Source organism: Undibacterium sp. FT79W (assembly GCF_014284215.1).
GTDB classification, from domain to species: domain Bacteria; phylum Pseudomonadota; class Gammaproteobacteria; order Burkholderiales; family Burkholderiaceae_D; genus Undibacterium; species Undibacterium aquatile.
On record NZ_JACOGB010000002.1, the window covers coordinates 262,702 to 287,159 of the forward strand.

Annotated in this window: 23 protein-coding genes; 13 read left to right on the top strand and 10 right to left on the bottom strand. The window is 51.0% G+C overall.

Annotated features, from left to right (window positions below; all coding sequences use genetic code 11):
• Nucleotides 1–103 precede the first annotated feature (103 nt).
• Together H8K38_RS04335 and H8K38_RS04340 are read right to left on the bottom strand one after the other, a co-directional pair.
• Nucleotides 104–1,456 (bottom strand): M56 family metallopeptidase, encoded by a 1,353-nt coding sequence (locus H8K38_RS04335; protein ID WP_186883576.1) that lies wholly within the window; start codon nucleotides 1,454–1,456, stop codon nucleotides 104–106.
• On the bottom strand, nucleotides 1,453–1,890 hold the full coding sequence (locus H8K38_RS04340; RefSeq protein WP_186883577.1) for a BlaI/MecI/CopY family transcriptional regulator: 438 nt from the start codon (nucleotides 1,888–1,890) through the stop codon (nucleotides 1,453–1,455). The genes H8K38_RS04335 and H8K38_RS04340 overlap by 4 nt, the downstream gene beginning before the upstream one ends.
• Nucleotides 1,891–2,207: 317 nt before the next feature.
• On the opposite strand from H8K38_RS04340, the gene H8K38_RS04345 reads away from it, so the two are divergent.
• Together H8K38_RS04345 and H8K38_RS04350 are read left to right on the top strand one after the other, a co-directional pair.
• The gene (locus tag H8K38_RS04345) at nucleotides 2,208–2,516 is read left to right on the top strand and encodes a DUF1272 domain-containing protein (protein ID WP_186883578.1); all 309 of its coding nucleotides are present in this window, start codon (nucleotides 2,208–2,210) and stop codon (nucleotides 2,514–2,516) included.
• Nucleotides 2,517–2,596: 80 nt separating this feature from the next.
• Nucleotides 2,597–3,514, top strand: coding sequence for an EamA family transporter (locus H8K38_RS04350; RefSeq protein ID WP_186883579.1), 918 nt, complete (start codon nucleotides 2,597–2,599; stop codon nucleotides 3,512–3,514).
• Between the two features lie 148 nt (nucleotides 3,515–3,662).
• On the opposite strand, the gene thrC is transcribed toward H8K38_RS04350, so the two are convergent.
• The 6 genes from thrC to H8K38_RS04380 form a co-directional block, all read right to left on the bottom strand.
• Nucleotides 3,663–5,123: a threonine synthase gene (gene thrC / locus H8K38_RS04355; protein WP_186883580.1), complete on the bottom strand. Its 1,461-nt coding sequence runs from the start codon at nucleotides 5,121–5,123 to the stop codon at nucleotides 3,663–3,665.
• A gap of 184 nt (nucleotides 5,124–5,307) precedes the next feature.
• On the bottom strand, nucleotides 5,308–6,195 hold the full coding sequence (fdhD, locus tag H8K38_RS04360) for a formate dehydrogenase accessory sulfurtransferase FdhD (protein ID WP_186883581.1): 888 nt from the start codon (nucleotides 6,193–6,195) through the stop codon (nucleotides 5,308–5,310).
• On the bottom strand, nucleotides 6,177–6,455 hold the full coding sequence (locus H8K38_RS04365) for a hypothetical protein (RefSeq protein ID WP_186883582.1): 279 nt from the start codon (nucleotides 6,453–6,455) through the stop codon (nucleotides 6,177–6,179). The genes fdhD and H8K38_RS04365 overlap by 19 nt, the downstream gene beginning before the upstream one ends.
• Complete coding sequence (locus H8K38_RS04370; protein ID WP_186883583.1) at nucleotides 6,448–8,754, bottom strand: FdhF/YdeP family oxidoreductase; 2,307 nt, start codon at nucleotides 8,752–8,754, stop codon at nucleotides 6,448–6,450. Before H8K38_RS04370 ends, H8K38_RS04365 begins: the two co-directional genes overlap by 8 nt.
• A 21-nt stretch (nucleotides 8,755–8,775) precedes the next feature.
• Nucleotides 8,776–10,419: an OFA family MFS transporter gene (locus H8K38_RS04375; RefSeq protein ID WP_186883584.1), complete on the bottom strand. Its 1,644-nt coding sequence runs from the start codon at nucleotides 10,417–10,419 to the stop codon at nucleotides 8,776–8,778.
• A gap of 262 nt (nucleotides 10,420–10,681) precedes the next feature.
• Nucleotides 10,682–11,254, bottom strand: coding sequence for a helix-turn-helix domain-containing protein (locus H8K38_RS04380; protein WP_186883585.1), 573 nt, complete (start codon nucleotides 11,252–11,254; stop codon nucleotides 10,682–10,684).
• Nucleotides 11,255–11,415: 161 nt separating this feature from the next.
• On the opposite strand from H8K38_RS04380, the gene kbl reads away from it, so the two are divergent.
• From kbl to H8K38_RS04395, 3 genes are read left to right on the top strand one after another with little or no spacing between them, the layout of a single operon-like run.
• Nucleotides 11,416–12,621, top strand: coding sequence for a glycine C-acetyltransferase (gene kbl / locus H8K38_RS04385; RefSeq protein WP_186883586.1), 1,206 nt, complete (start codon nucleotides 11,416–11,418; stop codon nucleotides 12,619–12,621).
• Between the two features lie 9 nt (nucleotides 12,622–12,630).
• On the top strand, nucleotides 12,631–13,602 hold the full coding sequence (locus tag H8K38_RS04390) for an NAD-dependent epimerase/dehydratase family protein (protein ID WP_186883587.1): 972 nt from the start codon (nucleotides 12,631–12,633) through the stop codon (nucleotides 13,600–13,602).
• A 27-nt stretch (nucleotides 13,603–13,629) separates the two neighbouring features.
• Nucleotides 13,630–15,012 carry an L-serine ammonia-lyase gene (locus H8K38_RS04395; protein WP_186883588.1) on the top strand — a complete coding sequence of 461 codons (1,383 nt, stop codon included), beginning with the start codon at nucleotides 13,630–13,632 and terminating at the stop codon, nucleotides 15,010–15,012.
• A gap of 50 nt (nucleotides 15,013–15,062) precedes the next feature.
• On the opposite strand, the gene H8K38_RS04400 is transcribed toward H8K38_RS04395, so the two are convergent.
• Nucleotides 15,063–17,249: a prolyl oligopeptidase family serine peptidase gene (locus H8K38_RS04400; protein WP_186883589.1), complete on the bottom strand. Its 2,187-nt coding sequence runs from the start codon at nucleotides 17,247–17,249 to the stop codon at nucleotides 15,063–15,065.
• A 189-nt stretch (nucleotides 17,250–17,438) separates the two neighbouring features.
• Here H8K38_RS04400 and H8K38_RS04405 point away from each other — a divergent pair, with 189 nt between their 5' ends.
• Both H8K38_RS04405 and H8K38_RS04410 read left to right on the top strand, forming a co-directional pair.
• Nucleotides 17,439–17,753: a hypothetical protein gene (locus tag H8K38_RS04405; protein ID WP_186883590.1), complete on the top strand. Its 315-nt coding sequence runs from the start codon at nucleotides 17,439–17,441 to the stop codon at nucleotides 17,751–17,753.
• A gap of 201 nt (nucleotides 17,754–17,954) precedes the next feature.
• Nucleotides 17,955–18,200 (top strand): hypothetical protein, encoded by a 246-nt coding sequence (locus H8K38_RS04410; protein WP_186883591.1) that lies wholly within the window; start codon nucleotides 17,955–17,957, stop codon nucleotides 18,198–18,200.
• 107 nt (nucleotides 18,201–18,307) lie between these two features.
• On the opposite strand, the gene H8K38_RS04415 is transcribed toward H8K38_RS04410, so the two are convergent.
• Nucleotides 18,308–18,754 (bottom strand): Lrp/AsnC family transcriptional regulator, encoded by a 447-nt coding sequence (locus tag H8K38_RS04415; protein ID WP_186883592.1) that lies wholly within the window; start codon nucleotides 18,752–18,754, stop codon nucleotides 18,308–18,310.
• Nucleotides 18,755–18,898: 144 nt separating this feature from the next.
• Here H8K38_RS04415 and H8K38_RS04420 point away from each other — a divergent pair, with 144 nt between their 5' ends.
• The 6 genes from H8K38_RS04420 to iscU all read left to right on the top strand — a co-directional run bounded on the left by H8K38_RS04420 (nucleotide 18,899) and on the right by iscU (nucleotide 24,427).
• On the top strand, nucleotides 18,899–19,990 hold the full coding sequence (locus H8K38_RS04420) for a saccharopine dehydrogenase family protein (RefSeq protein ID WP_186883593.1): 1,092 nt from the start codon (nucleotides 18,899–18,901) through the stop codon (nucleotides 19,988–19,990).
• Nucleotides 19,991–20,089: 99 nt separating this feature from the next.
• Nucleotides 20,090–21,601 carry an aldehyde dehydrogenase family protein gene (locus H8K38_RS04425; protein WP_186883594.1) on the top strand — a complete coding sequence of 504 codons (1,512 nt, stop codon included), beginning with the start codon at nucleotides 20,090–20,092 and terminating at the stop codon, nucleotides 21,599–21,601.
• A gap of 236 nt (nucleotides 21,602–21,837) precedes the next feature.
• Nucleotides 21,838–22,038 carry a VF530 family DNA-binding protein gene (locus H8K38_RS04430; protein WP_186883595.1) on the top strand — a complete coding sequence of 67 codons (201 nt, stop codon included), beginning with the start codon at nucleotides 21,838–21,840 and terminating at the stop codon, nucleotides 22,036–22,038.
• Nucleotides 22,039–22,203: 165 nt separating this feature from the next.
• A complete protein-coding gene (gene iscR, locus H8K38_RS04435; protein WP_186883596.1) occupies nucleotides 22,204–22,686 on the top strand; it encodes a Fe-S cluster assembly transcriptional regulator IscR in 483 nt (160 codons plus the stop codon).
• Nucleotides 22,687–22,702: 16 nt separating this feature from the next.
• Nucleotides 22,703–23,956, top strand: coding sequence for an IscS subfamily cysteine desulfurase (locus tag H8K38_RS04440; RefSeq protein ID WP_186883597.1), 1,254 nt, complete (start codon nucleotides 22,703–22,705; stop codon nucleotides 23,954–23,956).
• A gap of 84 nt (nucleotides 23,957–24,040) precedes the next feature.
• On the top strand, nucleotides 24,041–24,427 hold the full coding sequence (gene iscU, locus H8K38_RS04445) for a Fe-S cluster assembly scaffold IscU (protein ID WP_186883598.1): 387 nt from the start codon (nucleotides 24,041–24,043) through the stop codon (nucleotides 24,425–24,427).
• Nucleotides 24,428–24,458 lie beyond the last annotated feature (31 nt).

Below are 24,458 nucleotides of genomic sequence, written 5' to 3' on the forward strand. Positions count from 1 at the left end.
TTATCGGCACGAAAAATCGACAGGCAAGGAGCAATTCTTAACCTCACAAAGTCGGCAGCAAATCGCCGTAATGCTTCGCGCATGATGCAATCAAACGAATTGCTTAGCGCGGAAGATCTGCGAGCCTCTGTTTAATCACGATGCGATATTGCTTGTCTGGGGTTGTGTATTCAAATGAGGGAGTTTGTGCAATAGCAGCAGACATATCTAGTTGCTGAATGAGAATCCAACCCTTGTCTCCGTTTTGATAAATAAGCGATTCCACATATGAACGCTGACCTTGAGGTTTTTGCGCTATGCTGACTATTTTTATCTGATTATCTACTTCGACACTGGCTTTTTGACCAAATTCAGACAACAGTACGGGTTGTGCCAGAATTTCACCATTCCTCTTGATGGATATCTCAAAACGCACTCCTTTACCACGAATATCAAGATCAGCTTCATTCAACTTCAACAAGCTGCAACTAGCAATTGTCAGAGATAAGACAAGCAAACCAAAAACACTGGCTGTTTTTTTGAAGCCTTGCTGCGATTTGACTTCCCTCATAAACAAACGAAATACGCGCTGCTTTAACATCGTGTTCCTTTCAAAAAGTTGATTCCCAAAAGCTATTTGACGCGACACCGATAAATTCATTTCCGCGCACACTTGCAAGGTCCGCGCATATAAAAATGCATCGCCGCAAGCCTGAACCGCCAAATCATCGCAAGCATGCTCACGCTCCAGATCGGTGCAGCGTGAAAGATAAAGCAATGCTGGATTAAAAAAGAACACGATTTTCAACACAATCTGCACATAATTAATCAGGACATCGTTGCGTCTGATATGTGCCAATTCATGAAGGATAATCATCTCAATTTGCAGCGGACTCAAGCCGAGAAATACACTGCTTGGCAACAGTATGATGGGATTAAAGTAACCGACAACACATGGAATAGATAATTTCTGAGACAAGCAAATAGCAACATCTCTACTTACGCCGATATTCTTTTTTAATCGTGCCAATGCGATCTGCCATTCGGCGCTGTGTATCTCTGTACTTTGCCGCTTCAATAGCCAGCTACGTATTACTTCAGTGACTAATTTCACCAGAAAAAATAGAATGCCGATGCCCCAGAATAATGCTATCCAAACCAGAAAGCGCATTTCAACTGGCAGCTCACTTGCTGACCATGCAGCCATTGTTTCGGTCAAACGACCTGTCGTTGGAGCGATTATGTCTTGTGTAACGCGTGATTTATACAACTGAGAAAAAGTGAGTGTGCTCCATGCTCCGCAAATCACCATACTAAGACTATATAGATTACAACGCAGGTTGGAATTATTTAGCGCCGTCAATTGTGAAATTGCCAGAGCAAATAGAGCAATCAAACTGCACTGCCATATTGAATGAATGACGGTCCATCCCAATGCAAAAACAATGGAAGAAATCGTTTCGGCATCGACACTCATGATTTTCCTCCTTTGTCTTCAATTAAACGGGCACTCAATGAGCTCCGAGGCTGAGTATCTGTTGGAGAGGAGGATTCAAGCTGATCCAGGAAGTTTTTTAACTCCAGAACCTCACCTTTACTCACAGCTTGATTTCCAAAGAGGCTCATCACTAGCGCTGTCTTTGATCCGGCAAATGCACTATTCAATAGCCGCTCGAGCAAAGACACTTGGGTCGATTGTTGATTTTCAAGCGGGTAGTAAATATGACTCCTACCATCCCTCCTCCGTCCAAGCAAACCTTTTTGCTCCATGATCTGCATGGTCTTGAGAGTAGTTGTGTAACCTACAGGGCGTATTTGACAAAGTTCGTCATTTACCGCCTGGATTTTGCTTTCACCTAATCGCCACAAAATGGCAAGAATTTCTAGTTCAGCGGGGGTGGGAGGATTCATATAGTCACATTCCAAAAACATTAATTACGAAATTCATCGTAATTATATACGATGAATTTCGTAATTTGATGATATCTCTATTTATCTGTTGTTTTAACTACGTCCTGAGCGAAGTTGCACGCCACATACGATCTGGTCGTCCAGATACAAGATAAGAATCATGGATCAGGCATAACTCCAATCAAGTAAGCCCCAGGCACATCGACAAAAAATACACATACACTCAAGGTAACCGTAAAAGACAAGCAAAAATGTTTTTATCGCCAACAGAGGCTGTTATGCTGAAGGCATACCTTCCACCGACCATTTTGATCATCATGCTAGAACTTCGTCCCGGCTGTGAACATTGCGATACCGATTTACCGCCTGCCTCGAGCAATGCGCGGATTTGCAGTTTTGAATGTACTTTTTGTGCCGACTGTGCTGAAACGATTTTGCATAACGTTTGCCCGAATTGTGGCGGTGGTTTCAGCCCGCGCCCGGTGCGTCCGGCGCAGAACTGGAAAGGCGGCAATGATCTGACAAATTATCCGGCAAGCACCAGCAGAAAATACCACCCTGCTGATCTTGCTGCGCATCAGGAGTTGCTGCAACGTTTGCAAGGACGCGCTGCGGATCAACGCTGATACGCTGATTTTCAACTAAGCAGAACCAGAAGCTACCTGAAAGCAGCCCTCCACCTTCCCCACCTTTTTTGACGGACGATATGTCGCAGAACAGCCTTAGCCCCCGCCACCTTCTGATGGCATTGATCGTGGTGTTTTTGTGGGGGATGAATTTCGTCGTCATCAAAATCGGCCTGCGCGGCATTCCACCGTTTCTGATGGGAACCCTGCGTTTCATGCTGGTCGCGTTTCCGGCAATACTGTTTTTGCCGCGTCCAAAGGTATCGTTGAAACTGTTGGTGGCGTATGCGATGACGATCAGCCTCGGGCAATTCGCTTTTCTGTTTTCCGCCATGGCGATAGGTATGCCAGCGGGTCTGGCATCACTGGTACTACAGGCGCAGGCTTTTTTTACGGTGGGTTTATCGGCGCTCGTTTTTGGCGACAAGCTGCGCCCCAGCAACCTGCTGGGCATGCTGATTGCCAGCACAGGGCTGGTCTTACTCGGCAGCGCCAGCATCACCAGTTCAGCAAGTCAGGTCACCTTAGCGGGTTTTGCACTGACCATTTGCGCCGCCATTTCGTGGGCAAGCGGCAATGTAATCAGTAAGAAAATCGGCCCGACAGCTGTACTGAGCCTGGTCTCATGGAGTGCGCTGGTGCCGGTGATTCCTTTTTTTCTGCTGTCGCTCTGGTTTGAAGGCCCCGATCAGATCAGCCACAGCCTGCTGAATATGAGCCTGCCATCGGCACTGACCATCGTCTATCTGGCGTTTGCCGCCACCCTGACCGGCTACACTTTATGGGGACGATTACTGGCTAGTTTGCCAACGCACATGGTCGCGCCACTGACTTTGATGGTGCCGGTGATCGGCCTGACAGCCGCATGGGTATTACTCGGCGAGGCGCTCAGCGCGTTGCAGATTACCGGTGCGCTGATCGTGATGGGAGGTTTGCTGATCAATGTGTTCGGACCGCGATTACTGAGTCACTTGCGGGACATTTTCCGCTCCCGGTGATCGGCCCTCACATACAAACCCAAAAAACAAAATCGCAATCAGAAAAAAAACACGCCCAATAAAAATGCGCCTCAGCAGGCAAAAACCTGCGGAAAGGCGCATCAATAAACAAGCAATCAGCAGAAGTTAAAAACCTACTAGAAACCAATTACAAACCAGTGTTCGCCGCGATAAACGCTTTCATTTTATCGACATCGGCTGTCATCACTTCAAAGCGCTGCGGCAGCGCTTCAATGTTTTCAAAACCGGCTGGACGTTCCGCATCGCGCCCCAGCGCTTCACGGATGGTTTCATTGAATTTCGCTGGCAAGGCAGTTTCCAGCACGATCATAGGCACACCGGTTTCTATATGCTCCAGCGCGACCTTGATACCATCGGCGGTATGCGTATCGATAGTGATGCCGTAATTTTTTTCAACCTGACGTATCGTGTTCAACCTGTCTGCATGCACCGATTTGCCTGATTGAAAACCGAAACGGGCCACCTTTTTGAACTCGTCGCCATCGCTGCCAGGTTGACCAGACAAATCAAAACCGCCCGCTGTTTCTACTTTGCCAAACAAGGCTTTCACCCGGTCTGCATCGCCATCGAGCAGATCGTAAATAAAGCGTTCAAAGTTCGAGGCTTTGGAAATGTCCATCGACGGGCTGGTGGTATGCCAGGTTTCAGCCGATTTACGCACGCGATAAACACCTGTGCGGAAAAACTCATCAAGCACATCATTTTCATTGGTTGCCACGACCAGCTTATCAATCGGCAAACCCATCATGCGTGCGATGTGTCCGGCACAGATATTGCCGAAATTACCCGAAGGCACAGTGAACGACACCTTTTGCGCATTACTGCTCGTTGCACTCAGGTAGCCACGGAAGTAGTAGACCACTTGCGCGACCACACGTGCCCAGTTAATCGAATTGACTGTGCCGATTTTCTGGCGTTCTTTATACGCCAGATCATTGGAAACGGCCTTCACCATATCCTGACAATCGTCAAACACGCCTTCGACCGCGATATTAAAAATATTCGGATCTTGCAGGCTGAACATTTGTGCGGCCTGGAACGCGCTCATTTTTTTATGCGGCGACAGCATGAAAACGCGTATGCCTTTTTTGCCACGCATTGCATATTCAGCTGCGCTGCCGGTATCGCCGGAAGTGGCACCAAAAATATTCAGTTCCGCTTGTTTTTTTGCCAGCGCATATTCAAACAGATTACCGAGCAATTGCATCGCCATATCCTTGAACGCCAGCGTCGGGCCATTCGACAAGGCTTGCAGGATCAGCTTGCGGCCATCTTTATCTTCGAGCACGCGCAAGGGTGTGATCTGCGCTGCGTCTTCACCCTGACGCGCATTGCGATACACATCAGCGGTGTAGGTTTTTTCAACAATCGCTTTCAGGTCGTCTGCCGGAATATCAGTCGCAAATTTTTTCAGCACTTCAAACGCCAGACCGGCGTATGACAGACCGCGCCATGCATCCAGTTCAGCACCGCTGACTTGCGGGTAACTGGTGGGTAAATACAATCCGCCATCCGGCGCCAGACCACCTAAGAGAATTTCTGAGAAATTTTGTGCGGCGGCATGTCCGCGGGTTGAAGCGTATTGCATAAGATGACTGAAGTATATTAAGAGGTTAGATGAATTTTCCATCTATTATATCGCCCTTACCCCCTCAAAACCCAGGCAAAACGAATGAAAGTAAGTCTGGCGTTGTTACGGTGCGGCAGTCAGTAACACGAATCAGACGATGAACTGCCGTAACAGCTAAGTACAGTTTTACAATGCAACAGCATCATGCACTTCCAGCTTGCAGGCGTTGCGGATGGGTGTACACAACAAAGCCATGTTCGCGGACAAAACCGATCAGACAGATACCGGCTGATTCCGCCATGCTGATGGCTAAGCTGGTCGGGGCAGAAATCGTCGCCAGTATACTGATGCCCGCACGCGCCGATTTCTGCAGCAACTCGTAACTGGCGCGGCTGCTCATGATCGCGAAACCGGCTGCCAATGCGTTTCCCGCAACAGAATCACGAATATCGGCAACCTCACCGCGCTCACAACGCAATGCACCGATCAGTTTATCCAGCGCATTGTGGCGACCGACATCTTCCCGCACGCAAAGGATGTCGCCGTCCAGATCAGCCCATGCGGCTGCATGCATAGAGCCTGTAGCGGCATTCAGTACCTGCTTGCTGCTGAGTTGCCCAAACGCTTTGGCCAGTGCTGCTTTACTCACACGATGATCAGCATTCAGACGCGGCGTGGCAAGATCCAATGACTGCAAACTTTCAAGACCGCACAAGCCACAGCCGGTTTTGCCCGACAGGCTGCGACGTTTATTTTTGAGTCTGACAAAACATTGAGAGGCGATCTGTATCTGCAATTCAATGCCGAGTATCGCGGTATTGCTGACCACCACAATATCGTAAATCTCCGAAGGCTGATCGACGATACGCTCTGCCAGACTGAAGCCGATCGCAAAATCCTCCAGATCCAGCGGCGTCGCCATCATCACCGCATGTGAAATGCCATTAAAGACCAGCGCAACCGGCACTTCCTCAGCAATACTGTCGCTGGTTTGCAAGAACCATCCATCGGCAAACTTATGTTGGTCCACAGTCATTTCACGGCTGCCGCGCGCAAATATATCCGGCGGATTCAGCGTTCCTGTTGCCATTTATCACGACCTTTTTGTGTCAGGCTCAACAAAGTTCTGTCGCCATCCTGATGTAACTGCACCCAACCGGGGCCGGGGTTGCCAGCGATAATGTCCTCACCCAGATAAGCGACGCAACGCAGCAAGCTGCTCAGGCGCACACGTAAGCGCTTGGTCAGACGCAGGACGGGAACGGGGGTACTGCTCAATGCCAGCTCATGTAGTAAAGCATCAACCAAGGTTGACGATGCCGGACGCAACAATACCGGTTCATTATTCATTGCCAGCCAGATGCGGATGTAAGATCACAGGGATCGATTTAGAGGTCGGCGTGCGGGCGTGATCTGCAAAACTGGAGAGTGGAACGAGCCCGTTCGTTTCAGGGAAATAAGCCGCCAGACAACCACGCGGAATATTGTATTCGACCAGCATAAAGCGCTTTACCTGACGCCGGATGCCATCGTCAGACAGGCTTTCGATATCCACCCAGTCACCCGCCTGCATGCCGATGGCAGCGATATCTTCCGCATGAATAAATAAAACGCGACGCTCGCCGAACACGCCGCGATAGCGATCATTCAAACCATAAATGGTCGTGTTGTACTGATCGTGAGAGCGCATCGTTGCGAGGTTAAATACCGGCGAATCACGCTGCTCACGCGCCTGATGAATTGGCAGATCAGTCGGTACCGGATGCGCATAGAAATTGGCTTTCCCCGATGTGGTCAGCCATTCCCGCTCACCAGCAGAATTCCGCAAATGAAATCCGCCCGGCGCTTTAACGCGCGCATTAAAGTCGGCAAACTCATCAAATACCAGCGCGATTTTGTCGCGGATGCGGTCGTAATCAGCAACTAGCCCCATCCAATCGGTGTTACTTTTTTCACCTAAAGTTGCCATCGCCAGCCGCGCTACGATCATGGGTTCCGATAGTAAATCTGGCGATGCCGGTGGGTTGATGCCAGACGACAAATGCACCATGCTCATCGAATCTTCCACCGTCACCGCTTGCGGCCCGCTGGCCTGAATATCGATTTCAGTGCGACCAAGACAAGGCAAAATCAATGCCTCGCGACCACAAACCAGATGACTGCGATTGAGCTTGGTTGTGACATGCACGGTCAGCGCGCAGTTTTGCAAAGCGCGATGGGTCAATGGTGTATCCGGCGTCGCCGTGGCAAAGTTACCGCCCATGGCAAAGAACACTTTATCGGGGCTATCCAGCATCGCCTGAATTGCGCTGACAGTGTCGTAACCATCTTCCAGCGGCGGAGCGAAATCAAACGCTTTACCAAGACGTTCAAGAAAAGCCCGCTTCGGTCTTTCATTGATGCCCATTGTGCGATCGCCCTGCACATTGCTGTGCCCGCGCACAGGACATGGGCCGGCACCCGGCCTGCCGATATTGCCGCGCAACAGCAGCAGATTCAATATCATCTGTATCGTCGCCACCGAATGCTTATGCTGCGTGATTCCCATTCCCCAGCACGCGATCACCTTGCCTGCCGCCATGTAACTGTCAGCAGCACGTTGTATCTGCGTGCGATCCAGACCGGACTCGCTGACGATTACATCCCAGGACTCGGCCAGCACATCCGCCGCAAAAACTTCAAAATTCGCCGTATGCTCTGCAATAAACGCGACATCGATCACACGCGGTTGAGCATTGGCCTGCGCGACGATATCAGCCTCCAGCACACACTTGATCATGCCTTTAACGGCGGCGAGGTCACCACCAATGTTGAGCTGAAAATAATCCGAGGAAATTGTCGTTACTTTGCCGCCCAGCATCTCAGACATATCTTGCGGATTCTGAAATTTTTCCAGACCACGTTCACGCAAAGGATTGAATGACATGATCGCGGCGCCACGCTTTGCTGCTGCGCGTAACTCACCAAGCATACGCGGATGATTGGTGCCGGGATTCTGTCCAAAAATCAGAATGGCATCTGCTTTCTGAAAATCAGCTAATAGCACCGTACCCTTGCCAGTTCCGATGGCCTCACGCATCGCATATCCGGAAGGTTCGTGACACATGTTGGAACAATCAGGAAAATTATTTGTACCGAATTCACGCACAAACAGCTGATACAAAAATGCGGCCTCATTACTGGTACGACCAGAGGTATAAAAAATCGCATCGTCTGGCGTCGGCAGAGCACGCAAATGCATGGCAATTAATTCAAACGCGGTATCCCACGACACCGGCAGATACTTATCGCTAACCCTGTCATAAGCCAGTGGATGTGTCAGACGCCCCTGCGCTTCCAGCCAGTGATCCGTTTTTTCAGCAAGCTGGGTCACGGTGTAGTCAGCAAACAAGTCCGGCGTGGCTCGTCGCGCGGTTGACTCCGCAGCAACCGCCTTGGCGCCGTTTTCACAAAATTCAAACGTCGATGTGTGATCGGCATCCGGCCACGCGCAGCCGGGACAATCGAATCCATCAGGCTGATTCGCGGATAACAGCGTGCGTGCGCCCTTGGCAGGATTTCCTTGCTCAAGAATTTGTTGCGCCACGCTTTTCAGAGCACCCCAGCCACCGGCAGGCTGGGTATAGACTTGTATGACCTTTTTATCCATCAGAACCTCTGTGACTATCCGTTACTTAAACAGCACAATGGCTTTCTGAAAGGTGATCCAGATTCCTGCCAACATAGGAATGCCGACCGCCGCCCATCCGGCAATCAGCAAGACAGGATGGCTGGATACGCTGGCAACCGGGGCAACGCCGTTGTCAGTAACGGTAACGCTGCGATCATGCGCGAGCTTACGTTCCAATGCCAGCTCTTCATCACTCATGAAATTCTCCGGCTCCACGGGGTTTATCATTGAATTGCAGACAAAACCAAGCACCAACAATCCGGCGAGGATATACATCGTGACGTCGTAAGCATGTGCTTTTGGTACGCCTTGAGCAATCTGGTATTCGCGGATATACGTAATCAGCAAAGGGCCCAGCACACCAGCCGTTGCCCATGCCGTCAGCAAGCGGCCATGAATTGCACCCACCATTTGCGAGCCAAACATATCTGCCAGATATGCAGGTACCGTAGCAAATCCGCCGCCGTACATCGATAAAATTATGCAGAACGCCAGCACAAACAGCGCCATGCTGCCAGTCTTACCAGCACTGGGGATGGACGCATACAAAACGAACCCAAGAACAAAGAAAATGAAATAAGTTGCCTTGCGCCCCAGGTAATCGGAACACGAAGCCCAGAAAAACCGCCCACCGATATTGAATAAGGACAGCAAACCGGTAAAGCCTGCTGCAATGGTTGCGATCTGCGTTTTTTGTGCCGCGGTCAGATCATTGAAAGCAACGTCAACACCAATCAACTTACCGCCAAACACCTCCTGCAATAATGGCGATGCCATACCCAGGATGCCAATCCCCGCAGAAACATTGAGGCACAGCACACTCCATATCAGCCAGAATTGTGGCGTCTTCCACGCTTTTTCCAGATGAACATGGCGACTGGTAATCATGACATTGCTGATCTGGGTCGCCGCTGGCGCCCAGCCTGCAGGTGCCCAACCGGAAGCTGGTACGCGATAAGCAAAAGCACCGGCAAGCATAAAGACAAAGTAAATCGCCGCCATCGTCAGGAAGGTTTCCCATACACCGACGGACACCGGCGTCGTATAGAAACGCATCAGCCAGTCGGCCAGCGGAGCTCCCACCATCGCGCCGCCACCAAAACCCATAATCGCCATGCCCGTTGCCATACCGCGACGATCAGGAAACCATTTAATCAAAGTAGAGACCGGCGAAATGTAGCCAAGACCCAGTCCGATACCGCCGATCACACCGGCACCCAGCCACATCAGCCACATTTGATGGATATAAATACCAAAAGCAGAAATGACCAGACCACCACACCAGCAGAGTGCAGACACGATGCCTGCCTTGCGTGGCCCGGCATGCTCGAGCCACTTACCGAATAAGGCGGCCGAACTGCCGAGAAACACAAAAAACAAGGTGTACATCCACGCCAAAGTAGAAATACGCCAGTCGCAATCGCTGGCGAACAACTCAGCCAGCAAACTCATATCCTGCGGACAGGCGACCGGATTCTTAATCCCGATGGCACGCGACAAAGGCAACCAGAACACCGAAAAGCCATACGCCATGCCTATGCACAAATGTATCGCTAATGCGGCTGGCGGCACCAACCAGCGGTTAAAACCCTCGCCTGCGATCGTGCGCTCTTTAGCAAACCACCCCGGTTGCGTTTGCGACATACAACACTCCTGTTTAAAAATGCTTTTTCAATAATATGGCCTGAGCTTATCAAAGTAAGCGCTTTGATCCAGATCAATATTGCATTTTGTTACTAAAATTTATTTTTTTGACCACCTGCGCTACCGCTCTGATGAGGAAAATTTCTGATCAGGTCAATTCACAAAGCGCCCGTTATCAATGTCCGCAAACCAGCGGTAAATCGGCAGTGCAACGCGGCGCTCTTGCTGTAACACTCTCAACAATAGCTGGCAAGGTGCTGCATCAACGATGTATCACCACCATCAACGCTTTTGCTTCAGTCTTACCAGTGTTTCTGATGGCGTGACTTTTGTCGGCTTCGTAACGGGCCGTGGCACCGACTTTAACTTTCTTGCGTGTGTTGTCCACTTCAATTTCGACACTGCCCTGCAGCACCGTCAGATGTTCAGTCGTGCCTGGATCATGCGGATTCGATACCAAGGCCCCGCCGGGTGCCAGCATTAACTCGTACCATTCATATTTACCGGCCAGATCCATAGGGCCAAGAATCCGTAAAACATAGCCAGCGTGTTCACCGGAGAGTGTCGGTGTTTCGTGTGACTCCAGCAAACGGATTACATCCTGCTGCGGCACTTCCGACGACAACAGCTCAGCCATCGTCACACCCAGTGCATTTGCCAGTCGCCATGCAACAGCAATGGTGGGGTTCGCTTTTTCACGTTCAATTTGCGATAGCATCGATTTGGAAACACCCGCGGTACGCGACAAATCTTCCAGCGTCAGGCCGCGGTCGAGACGCAATTTCTGCAAGGTTGCGCCTACTTCCGGCGGTGTATTTGATAAAACTTTTTTCATAAAGGCTCTTGCATCATTAAAAATTAATGCTTAATATTCGATATATCGAATTTATGTTCTAGATATTGAATTTTTCAATTTATTCTAAATAAGTTAAAAAAACTTTCTTTTTTCAGTCTAACAGCAGAAACCCGTCAGCCGCAGCAATTACCGAGACTATCATGAGCCAGACTACATCCAGACAACACTTCATCAGCAATTTAGCGGGAAATCTGAACAATTTACGCGAGCAAGGTTTGTACAAATCAGAACGCGTGATTGCGTCGCGTCAGGGTGCGGTTGTCACTTGCGACGATGGTCGCCAGTTAATTAACCTGTGCGCAAATAACTATCTGGGTCTATCTGGCGACGAAGCGATGGTGCAGGCATCCATTGCTGCAACAGAACAATTTGGCTATGGCTTGTCGTCGGTACGTTTCATCTGCGGCACGCAAACGGTACACAAGCAGCTGGAAAAAGCGATCGCAGAATTTCTCGGTACCGAAGATTGCATTTTGTATGCTGCCGCATTCGACGCTAACGGCGGTGTGTTTGAACCCCTGTTTGATGAAAATGACGCCATCATTTCCGACGCACTGAATCACGCATCGATTATCGACGGCATCCGTTTATGCAAGGCGGCACGTTATCGCTATGCACATAACGACATGGCTGATCTGGAAACGCAACTGCAGGCTGCTGCTGATAAACGCCATCGTATCATCGTCACTGACGGTGTATTTTCGATGGACGGTACGATTGCCCAGCTCGATAAAATCTGTGCACTGGCGGATAAATATGATGCACTGGTGATGATAGACGAGTGCCATGCCTCCGGCTTCATGGGTAAGACCGGTCGCGGTACGCATGAGCATCACAATGTGATCGGGCGCATCGACATCATCACTGGCACGCTGGGCAAAGCATTGGGCGGTGCGATGGGTGGCTTTACAGCGGGACGCAAAGAAGTGATCAACACCCTGCGTCAGAAATCACGCCCTTACCTGTTCTCGAATACGCTTGCGCCCTCAATCGCCGGTGCCTCTTTATCGGTATTGCAACGACTATCTTCTTCAACCGAGTTGCGCGACCGTCTGCATGCGAATACCGAGCACTTCCGCCGCGAAATCGTCTCGCTTGGATTCACGATTAAACCGGGTACGCACCCTGTCGTTCCGGTCATGCTGTTCGATGCGCCAGTTGCGCAAAAATTTGCCGCTCGCTTGTATGAGCTCGGCGTGTTTGTCACCGGCTTCTTCTATCCGGTCGTGCCAATGGGACAAGCACGGGTCCGCGTCCAGCTATCTGCCGCACACACAACAGAACAACTCAACACCGCACTCGCTGCTTTTGCACAAGCTGGCCGCGAACTGGGTCTGATTAAATAAGGAATGGACATGGAAAAAATATTAGTCATTGGCGCCAACGGTCAGATCGGTAGTGAGCTGGTTGAAGCGCTCGCACTGCAGCATGGCGCAGACAACGTGGTGGCGGCCGATATCAGCCACGCCAGCCTGTACGGCGCAAAAATTTATGAAATCATCGACGTACTGAATGCAGCCCGTATCAGCGAAGTGATAGAACAGTACAACATCACGCAGGTTTATCAACTGGCAGCACTGTTATCGGCAACCGGCGAAAAAGCGCCGCTGAAAGCCTGGGAACTGAACATGGATGGTTTGCTGAATATTCTGGAAATCGCCCGCATCCGAGGTGAAGCCGGAAAACCACTGAAAATATTCTGGCCTTCCTCCATCGCCGCGTTTGGCCCGAACACACCGCCGGTCAATACGCCACAATACACGGTGATGGACCCAAGCACGATCTACGGCATCAGCAAACTCGCCGGTGAACGTCTGTGCGAATATTATTTCGAAAAATATGGCGTTGATGTCCGCAGCATTCGCTATCCCGGCATCATCAGTTACAAGTCTCCACCAGGCGGCGGCACTACTGATTATGCGATTGCGATTTTCCATTCAGCATTGCGTGGCGAATCCTATGAGTGTTTTCTGGAATCAGAAACCACGCTGCCGATGATCTATATGCCAGATGCGATCCGCGCCACGATTTCGCTAATGGATGCAGACCCGACCAAACTTTCTGTACGTTCTTCCTATAATGTCGCAGGTTTAAGTTTCAATCCGCGTGAATTGGCCGCTGCAATCAAACAAAATTTGCCTGCATTTGAAATACACTACGCCCCGGACAGCAGACAAGCAATTGCAGCTTCCTGGCCACAAAGTCTGGACGACAGTCAGGCACAGAAGGACTGGAAATGGCAGGCGAACATCGGTCTCGATGCGTTGGTCGCTGACATGCTGAAAAATATCACCGTAGCAGCCAAAGGATTAGACAAGGCTGCATAAATAAAATTTGAGACTGGAGTGGCGACGATGGACATGCGTGTATTTGATTTATTTAAAATTGGCGTCGGCCCCTCCAGCTCTCATACCGTTGGCCCCATGCTGGCAGGCCGGCGTTTTTTACTGGAAACACCCGATCTGCATCTGGCAACAAATGTGCAGGTTGCGCTGTATGGTTCACTCGCCCTGACCGGTGTCGGTCACGCCACAGACAAAGCGGTGCTGCTCGGCCTGATGGGAGAAACTCCGCAAGATGTCGCGCCAGAAAGCGTAGAAGAAAAGCTTGCCATTCTGAAGCAAACCGGACAGCTGAAATTACTCGGACAGCACAGCGTTGCGTTTGATCCGCAAACCGATCTGCTCTGGTTCAAACAGGAAGTCTTACCCGGCCATCCGAATGGTCTCAAATTTTTCCTCACGCGCAGCGACGGCAGTATTTCTGAAAAAACTTACTACTCTACCGGCGGCGGTTTTATTTACTCTGAAGAGGAATTAACAGCCACTCCCACAGAGAGTAAGAACACTACGAAACCAGTGCCATTCCCATTCAATACCATGGCAGATTTACTCGCTCATGGCCAACGCACAGGTTTGTCGATCACGACGATGTTACGCGCGAACGAAAACTGTCACTGCAGTGACGAAGAGTTGAATGCGGGTATCGATAACATCTGGGCGGTGATGAAAACCTGCATCGCCCGTGGCTTGCAGATGAGTGGTGAATTGCCTGGTGGTTTGCAGGTACAGAGGCGCGCTGCGAATCTATGGCGTGCGGCGAATTCCAGCGCTGATGTGCTGCCACATGATGGCTTGCACAGAGTCAGCTTGTACGCGATGGCAGTCAATGAAGAAAATGCGGCCGGTGGCCGCGTTGTGACGGCCCCGACCAATGGTGCCGCCGGCATTATTCCTGCGGTGTTGCGCTATTACGCAGAAGACTGTAAGCCATCTAACCCTGAGCAAGGCATACGTAACTTTTTGCTCGCTGCATCCGCGATTGGGATGTTGTGCAAAAAAAATGCCTCTATTTCCGGCGCTGAGATAGGTTGTCAGGGCGAGGTCGGCGTCGCCTGCGCGATGGCTGCCGCCGGTCTGACCGCTGCACTCGGCGGTACTAATGCACAGATCGAGGCTGCGGCTGAAATCGGCATAGAACATCATCTGGGAATGACCTGCGACCCTATCGGCGGGCTGGTACAGATTCCCTGTATAGAACGCAATGGCATGGGTGCCGTCAAAGCCATCACCGCCGCATCACTGGCGTTGCGCGGTGACGGTCAGCACAAAGTGACTTTAGATGATGCAATAGAAACGATGCGTCAGACTGGTGCTGACATGCAGGCAAAATACAAAGAAACCTCATTAGGTGGCCTCGCCATTCACGTCGTGACTGTAAACTATGCGGCTTGCTGACAAGGAATAAGCAGCACCCACAATCGGATCGCGAAGTTTTCGCTATCCGATTATTTACTACCGATCAAAGAGAACTTCTTAACTCCGGCCTGCCATAGCAGAAAAGCCCACGCATCAGCGCGCTCAGACTGTGCTGACTGTGCAGTCTGCATTTCAGCATCAGACCTCTTTGCCGATGTTCGCAGTAAAACTGGACGATTTTTATTGGCACTGAGTATTTGCATGCCAGCGGCTAATTTGGCAGACATCCACAGCGGGACACCAGTCTCAGTGGCATCAGCCGATATCAGCATCGCGGGATAAGCCACGCCAGAACGCAATTCATCAAACGCGAATGCCGTCTCTACTGCAGTCGTGCGATTTTTTTTCGGCGTGATTTTTTCATCGGCGGTAGGCAAAGCCTCACTACGCACGTTATGCACGTGCACCGCCGCGAACAAATCCGGGCGACGCAATGCCGCTTTAATCACGGCATCCTTGCCGGAGTCCAACTCCTCTGCAGCAAGTTTTCCGGGTGATGTATAAGCCTCCTTGATCAGATACTCTGCCGCCAGAATCACCTTCGCACTTTGGTCGTTTTTATTGTCCGCTGCAGTGTATTTCGCCAGTCTGGCAGCTTTTCTATCAACATCATTTGTTGCAGAACGCATTTGTGCAATCGCTACAATACCTCCCTGCTCCAGCCACGCCATTCTGCTTGTATCAAACCCCGGGGCAAAGAATGGCGGCGTAGCATAGTCAGTCACCAGTAGGGCCGGATGGCTACCATCCATTTCCAGGCCTGCGTGATAAATCAGCGTTAAAGGAATACGCTCACCATTGGCGGCGGCCAAATAGAAAGTTTTACTCAGAATACCGGCGGTTGGCTGCGCTGCCGTACCTGCGGTCAAGACTGAAACAAGCTGTCCGTCTTTACCAAGACGATATCTGACTGGTGCAACACTGGCAGACTGCAGAATAAAAGAAAGCTGGCCGGAAGCAGGCTCCAGCGACATTTCACTGACTTGTCCCCGCAAAGGCAAAACGATAGCACTGATGTTCCCGCTATTCGCGTCAGCTTTCAGCAATTGACTCACGCCCGCTTCACTCGCATGCCAATACACCGCGTCTTTTACTGCGAATAATTCATGCAAGATCGCGGCTCCATCTTTCACCAATGGCTTTGCCTGATTCAGCTTCAGCGTTTTTAAATCGATTTTTAACAGGCTGCCATTGGTCGTTTTCTTACGCGATAGCAGATAAATTGCGTCCCCGGCGAACTCCAGACTCTCGATTTTATCCGCAGGCGCCGCAAATAATTTCCAGGCTGTGCCGACACCAGTCACGTCACTTTGTTTTGCGTAAAAATAGCTTTTTACTTTACCGTTCGCGTGCGTCACTTCAACGAATACCAGCGCCGCGTCCGGTACGATTCTCATGCGCACAGTGTCGTCAGACGACAAGCGGGCAGGTTTTGCCATACCGGCACCGACGATCACTTTATCAATGCGCACCGGCTCGCCGATGATGTGCTGCGCAATTTCAGTTTTTCTCTGCTGAATTCCATTGCTATGGCGATCAGCAGAGCGGGTATAAAAAACTGCCTTGCTATCCGCTTTCCAGAACGCATTATTTTCAGCATCATCAGCCAGCGTAATGCGATCATCCAATAGCCGCCCCTCACTGATATGGACGACGCTGAGATGCAATTCTGTACGACCATTGTTATTAGTTTGTGTCAGTACGCCCAGTTTGCTCATGTCGGGCGCGGGTAACAAGCGCTGTATCTGCTCATTATCTGTGGTCAGAAACAAGACCCGCTCAGCGCCAACTGCCTTGCTCTGAATAATGACGCGTCTGTGCTGATCCGCACCCGCCTGCACATAAATCCTGCTGTCGGCGTTTTCTATATCTTCAATCGCAGCAGCTTTCCCGGTGACGGGAACAGTCGGCACTTCAGACAAGATCTGTCCGCGCAGACGTGCCAGCAAGGCGTCGCGCCCTTCCAGCCTTGCCATCACACTATCCGTTAGTGCATTTTGTCGTTGCAGCCAATCCTTTATCTGCACATGTTCCGTTTGTTCAAACAGGCGAAAAGGGGCTGCCGCTTCACTGGTGGCATTATCTCTGATCGACTGAACCGCCTGCACCACCGCTGGCGGCATCGCAGGATACGCTCCCCATGTCTGTGCTTGTGCCATTCCAGGCAGGAATGCACTCAATACCAACCACAGACAAGCACTTCTGAATTCAGGCATATCGCCTCCAGTAAAACGTCATTCCTAATCCCGGTTCACAAAATCGCAGTCAGGTCATCGCATTTCAGTCGTTGTTTTTTTAGCTTTAACCTTGACTTTCTGCATTTCATCGCATCCCGCTGGCGATATGTTGGGGCGTTATTTACAGTACAACCATCGCAACACCAATCAAACAACCGGAGAACAACCATGAAATCACTGACAACTTCACAATTAAGCATCTTCAGCATCGCTGGATTTGCCGCAGCCATCGCACTGACAACAGCATTCCAGCAAACAGCCATCAGCGACCCACTGATTCCTGTCGTTACAATAACAGCCCAGAGAATGACGGAGCAACAGAAGATCGCTTTCGACCTTGCGCAATCCGCATCCACTGTACACACCGTGGAAATTACAGGAAAACGCCTGACAGCCGAAGAAAAACTGGCATTTGACCGCCAGGATCAAAGTATTCAGCAAGCCAGAACAAAATTGCATAAAAAGCCAGCATTGCTGGTATAAGTAAGCAACTATACTGACGATCTGAAAAAAAATTTACACTAAATTGTTTGGCAAGTCACAACACTTACCTTATAGTTGCATGTACTTCCGTTTGCAGCATTCACATATCAGCAGGTAATCATGTTAAAAAAACCGCTACTCCTGAGTTTGCTTTCAGCCACTATGCTGGCTGGTACTGTCTTTTGCAGCAACGTGTTGGCCATGACATCCATGACAATTCCGCAGAATCCGCAAGACAGAAACACCGTTGACGTCGCTCAGGAATCTGCCTCTGCCAGCGCAAGTGCGCAAGTTCAGACACAGCTTGATCGTGGTGGCGTTGATCGCGCATCGGTACATTTGCAAATCCTGCAGCAGTCGAACACCCATTTTTCAGACAACAACGTCGCGAAAAAAACCGGTGCTTACGATAAAAAAGCGCAGATTAAAGCATCCAGTAATTCCTGAACAAGCCCTGATTTCGTAAGATACTCCCCTATGCCATCGCGCCGGACTCAAGTAACGGCGCTGACTCTTTAAGCATACTCACCGGGAGTATCTCATCTCCAGCAGTATCATAAAGCGGCGCGGTCTATCCTTTTACTCAGGATGACCGAGGTGGAAGTCTGCCGCACCCCATCCATCGCACCGATCTGATCGAGCAAACGATCCAGTGTTTCTGTCGTATCGCAGCGCAAAGTCAGCATGTAGTCGATCGCTCCGCTAACCGCGCACAAGGTTTCGGTTTCCGGTAATTGCTGCAAATGACGGATCAGCGATGGCGCGCATTTAGCCTCGACCGACATCCCTACATACGCCCTGACTGCGGGCTGGCGCATCGTATGACTGAGCCTGACGCCGTAGCCTTCGATAATGCCGCGCTTTTCCAATGCCGCAATTCTGGCGATCACGGTCGTGCGCGCAATCGCCACCTGCCGGGCAATCGTCGTCACCGGCGTGCGTGCATCATCCATCAGCAAGGCCAGTATTTTCTGGTCAATATCATCGAGCGCAGGCTTCATATCGTCATTTTGATTTTATATATCGTCATATTGAATTATATTGCTACATTTTGACGATATTTTACCTACTATTATCTGACAAAATTTACATCTACACTTGCTCCAGCACCTTTTTACAACATCAATCAGGTTTTGGAGAACATCATGACAAGCAAACTCATCCTGCTCGGCGCAGGTAAAATCGGCGACGCAATTCTGAACCTGTTGTCGCACACCGGCGACTACGAAATCACGGTGGCAGACCGCGACCCACAACGGTTGAAGTACGTAGAACAGGCCGCGTTTCCACACACCCGCATCGTGCAGGCCGATTTGAGCGACAAAGCTGCGGTGACGGAACTGATACGCGGTCATCAGGTAACGCTGTCCGCTTGTCCCTATTTTCTGACTCCCATTATTGCCGGTGCTGCGCGCGAGGCAAATTCGCACTATTTCGATCTGACCGAAGATGTGGAAAGCACGCGTATCGTCAAACAACTCGCCGAGGGAGCGCATTCGGCATTTGTGCCGCAATGTGGTCTGGCGCCGGGCTTTATCTCTATCGTTGCCAACGACGTTGCTCAGCGTTTCGACACCCTGCGTGATGTCAGCATGCGCGTCGGCGCCCTGCCGACATTTCCGAACAATGCGCTGAAATACAATCTGACCTGGAGCACTGACGGTCTGATCAACGAATACTGCAATCCTTGTGAAGCGATCGTCGATGGCCAACTACGTGAAACCGCGGCGCTCGAAGAAATCGAACACTTTTCACTCGACGGCATCGACTACGAAGCCTTTAACACTTCCGGCGGCCTCGGCACACTCTGCGAAAGTCTGGAGGGCAAGGTACAAAATCTGAATTACAAAACCGTACGCTATCCAGGCCATCGCGACATCGTCAAAATGCTGATCCGTGATCTGGAACTCGGCAAAATCGAACGCCGCCCCATCCTGAAAGATGTACTGGAAACGTCCATTCCTATGACCAAACAAGACGTGGTGCTGGTATTCGTCAGCGTGGTCGGTATGCGCGCTGGCCGGCTGGAACAAGAATCGTATGCGAAAAAAATCTATGCTCAGAATGTGAATGGTCAGTTGCTGTCTGCCATACAATTAACAACCGCTTCCGGCATCTGCGCGATGGTGGATCTGGTGGTCAGCGGCAAGCTGCCACAACGTGGACTGGTGCGACAAGAGCAAACGAAGTTATCTGATTTCCTCAGTAACCGTTTTGGTCAGTATTACGCTGTCTGATATCCGGCAGGCTGACGTTCTGCTGCGACGTCATTATTTTTAACCGAAGCGGGTCATCCACAAGAAGACCCGCTTCCACCCAAATGAGCAATCACGATCATGGATAACGCGACACTTCACACCTTACTCAATAGCATGGGAGTTGATCTCCGCCATTATCAGGGAACAGAACTGCACAGCATTTCCCCTGTCGATGGCACGCCGCTCGCCAGTCTGGCTGCCGACTCCGCTGCGCAGATCGATGCCCGCATCGGCCGTGCACAAGCGGCATTTCAGCAATGGCAACAAGTGCCGGCACCACGCCGCGGCGAGCTGGTGCGCCTGTTTGGTGACGAGTTACGCACGCACAAAGAAGCGCTGGGCAAAATCGTCACGCTCGAAGCTGGCAAAATTTTGCAGGAAGGTCTGGGCGAAGTGCAGGAAATGATCGATATCTGCGATTTCGCTGTCGGGCTTTCGCGCCAGTTGTATGGTCTGACCATCGCCTCGGAACGCCCGGGGCACAGGATGATGGAACAATGGCTGCCGCTGGGCGTGGTCGGCGTGATTTCAGCGTTTAACTTCCCGGTCGCAGTATGGGCATGGAATGCCGCACTCGCCTTTGTTTGCGGCGACAGCGTGATCTGGAAACCATCAGAAAAAACGCCGCTGACCGCAATCGCCACCCACGCTTTATTCATGAAGGCCGTGGCCAGATTTGGCAGCGATGCACCCGAAGGTTTAGCCGAATTGATTATCGGCGGTCGTGATGCCGGTGCCAGCATGGTGGCAGATCCACGCATCAAACTCGTCAGCGCCACCGGCAGCACACGCATGGGAAAACAGGTCGCCGCCGTATGCGCGCAGCGACTCGCCCGCAGCATACTGGAACTCGGCGGCAACAATGCGATGATCGTCGCTCCCAGCGCCGATCTGGAAATGGCGGTACGTGCGATTACTTTCTCAGCGGTGGGCACAGCCGGACAACGCTGCACCACCCTGCGCCGCTTATTCGTGCACGACAGCATCTACGACACACTGGTGCCACGCCTGCAGAAAATCTACGCTGGCCTACCTATCGGCTCGCCACTGGAAAAAACCACCTTGGTCGGCCCTTTGATTGACCTGGCTGCATTTGAAGCAATGCAAAGTGCTCTGGCGATTGCAAAGGGCGAACATGGCAAAGTATCCGGCGGCGAACGTATTACTGTGTCCGGCTGCGAAGCCGGTTATTACGTACGCCCGGCAATCGTTGAAATGCCAGCACAAACGATAGCGATGCATCACGAAACCTTCGCGCCTATCCTTTACATCGTGCGCTATCAGGATCTGGCACAGGCGATCGAATGGAATAACGCGGTTCCGCAAGGTTTATCCTCTGCGATTTTCACCACCGACATGCGTGAAGCGGAAACCTTCGTCTCGGCAACCGGCAGCGATTGCGGCATCGCGAATGTGAATATCGGCCCGTCGGGTGCGGAAATCGGCGGGGCTTTTGGCGGCGAAAAAGATACCGGCGGCGGTCGTGAATCTGGTTCTGATGCTTGGAAAGCCTATATGCGCCGCACTACCAATACCTTTAATTACAGCAACTCGCTGCCGCTGGCGCAGGGAATCAGCTTCGATATCTGAATCAGGGTTTGCCTCCAGCCTTCAGCCCCGGCTACGTTGCCGGGGCTTTTTTTCAGGATGAAACAGACCAGATTGAGAGTGCCGAATACGCCGCCTAGCCCATCACAGATGCTTAAAAGCCTTTGCAATCAGCAAAATATACTGGGGTGAGTATATTTAAAAGCCCAGACTTTACGCGGACATTAGCCGTAAAATCACACATACTCCCCCTTATTGGCATAATATTGGCATATATCATGGAAAAACGCAGCCTCGATGGCATTACCTTAGAGCAAATTCTTCACCATCTGGTCGATCAGTACGGCTGGGAAGTATTAGGGCAAAAAATCCCGGTGCGCTGCTTCATTTCCGATCCGAGTGTAAAATCGAGCCTGAAATTTTTACGCAAAACGCCGTGGGCACGCGAAAAAGTCGAACAGCTATTTCTGCAATCCTGATCTGCGCTGACATTTGCGCCAAGCCGTGACAAACGCCGCACCTTCCCCGCCATCGCAAAAAAAGCCCTTGCCTGACAGAATTACTCAAGTTTGCTATACTTGATCAAAATGCTCAACAACTCAGGGCATTAAGGAATTTCTGTCTCAGGCACCAGGAGCTAGCGTATGCGCCTCACTACTAAAGGACGTTTTGCCGTTACGGCAATGATTGATCTGGCATTGCGTCAGGACAAGGGTCCTGTCACGCTCGCCGGCATCAGCCAACGTCAGGATATTTCCCTGTCCTATCTCGAACAGCTGTTTGGCAAACTGCGCCGACACGAAATCGTCGAGTCGGTACGCGGCCCCGGCGGCGGCTACAATCTTGCCCGCAAAGCACAACAGGTCACGGTGGCAGACATTATTATTGCCGTTGATGAGCCGCTCGATGCCACACAATGCGGCGGTAAAGGCAGTTGTCACGGCAGCGATCATGAAAATGGCCTGCACTGCATGACGCATGATTTATGGGCGACGCTGAACGCTAAAATGGTCGATTATCTTGACTCAGTTTCCCTGCAGGATCTGGTCAATCAGCAAAAACAGAAAATCTCGGAAAACCAGGTCGTTGTCGTGCGTCAGCCGCATGCCAATCACACTGCTACTTGAATATTTGGAGTCTTGAATGAATGCCCCTTTAGAACAAAGCCTGCTCGATACGCTGAAAACACCGCATTTTCCTATATACATGGATTACTCGGCGACGACCCCGGTTGATCCGCGCGTTGCAGACAAAATGATCCCGTTTTTGCGTGCCCAGTATGGCAATCCTGCATCCCGCAGTCACATGTACGGCTGGGATGCTGAAGCTGCGGTTGAAGAAGCACGCGGCAATGTCGCAGCACTGGTCAACGCTGACCCACGCGAAATCATCTGGACATCCGGCGCAACGGAAAGCAATAACCTTGCACTGAAAGGTGCAGCGCATTTCTATAAAGCCAAAGGTAAGCACATTATTACGGTGAAAACCGAGCACAAAGCTGTGCTCGATACTGTGCGCGAACTGGAACGTCAGGGTTTTGAAGCCACCTACCTGCAACCGCAGGACAATGGCCTGATCACAGTCGAGCAATTGAAAGCAGCAATCCGCCCCGATACGATTTTGGTGTCGGTGATGTGGGTGAATAATGAAATCGGCGTGGTTCAGCCTATCGCTGAAATTGGCGAACTGTGCCGCGAAAAAGGCATCGTTTTTCATTCAGACGCAGCACAGGCAACCGGCAAAGTTGAAATCGATCTGGAAAAAGTCAAAGTCGATCTGGTGTCTTTTTCTGCGCATAAAACGTATGGCCCAAAAGGCATAGGTGCCTTGTACATTCGCCGCAAACCACGCGTGCGCCTCGAAGCGCAAATGCATGGTGGCGGTCATGAACGCGGTTTCCGTTCCGGCACACTGGCTCCGCATCAATGCGTAGGCATGGGCGAAGCGTTCCGTATCGCTAAAGAAGAAATGCAAAGCGAGCTGGCACATGTACGTGCCATGCGTGATCGTCTGGCCAAAGGGCTGAATGAAATCGAAGAAACCTATGTGAATGGTGATATGGCGCACCGTGTTCCGCATAATCTGAACGTCAGCTTCAACTACGTTGAAGGTGAATCTCTGATCATGGCGGTCAAAGATATCGCCGTTTCATCCGGTTCCGCATGTACTTCCGCCAGCCTGGAACCATCGTATGTATTACGCGCACTGGGTCGCAGCGATGAACTCGCGCACAGCTCGATACGCTTTACGATCGGTCGTTTCACTACCGAAGAAGACATTGATTTCGCGATCAATCTGCTGAAAACCAAAGTAGAAAAACTGCGCGAATTATCACCACTGTGGGATATGTACAAAGAAGGCATCGATATCTCGACAATTCAGTGGGCAGCACACTAAGGCAACACGTTCATTAACGTATCCGGATTCTGGTGATATTGTTCGCCAGAGAGAACGAACAGTAAAAAATTCAGGAGCATCATCATGGCATACTCAGATAAAGTTTTAGATCACTACGAACATCCACGCAACGTCGGCGCATTTGAAAAAGGCGACGAAACGGTTGGCACCGGTATGGTAGGCGCACCTGCCTGCGGCGACGTAATGAAACTGCAAATCAAAGTGGGCGCGAATGGCGTGATTGAAGATGCGAAATTCAAAACCTACGGCTGCGGCTCTGCGATTGCTTCATCATCGCTCGTCACCGAATGGGTAAAAGGCAAAACGCTGGATCAGGCGCTGGAAATCAAAAATACCGCGATTGCAGAAGAACTTGCTTTGCCGCCGGTCAAGATCCACTGCTCAATTCTGGCGGAAGATGCGATCAAAGCTGCAGTGCTGGATTACAAAAACAAGCACGGCGCGCAATAAACAAACCAGCAGCGAAGCATCAATCAGTATC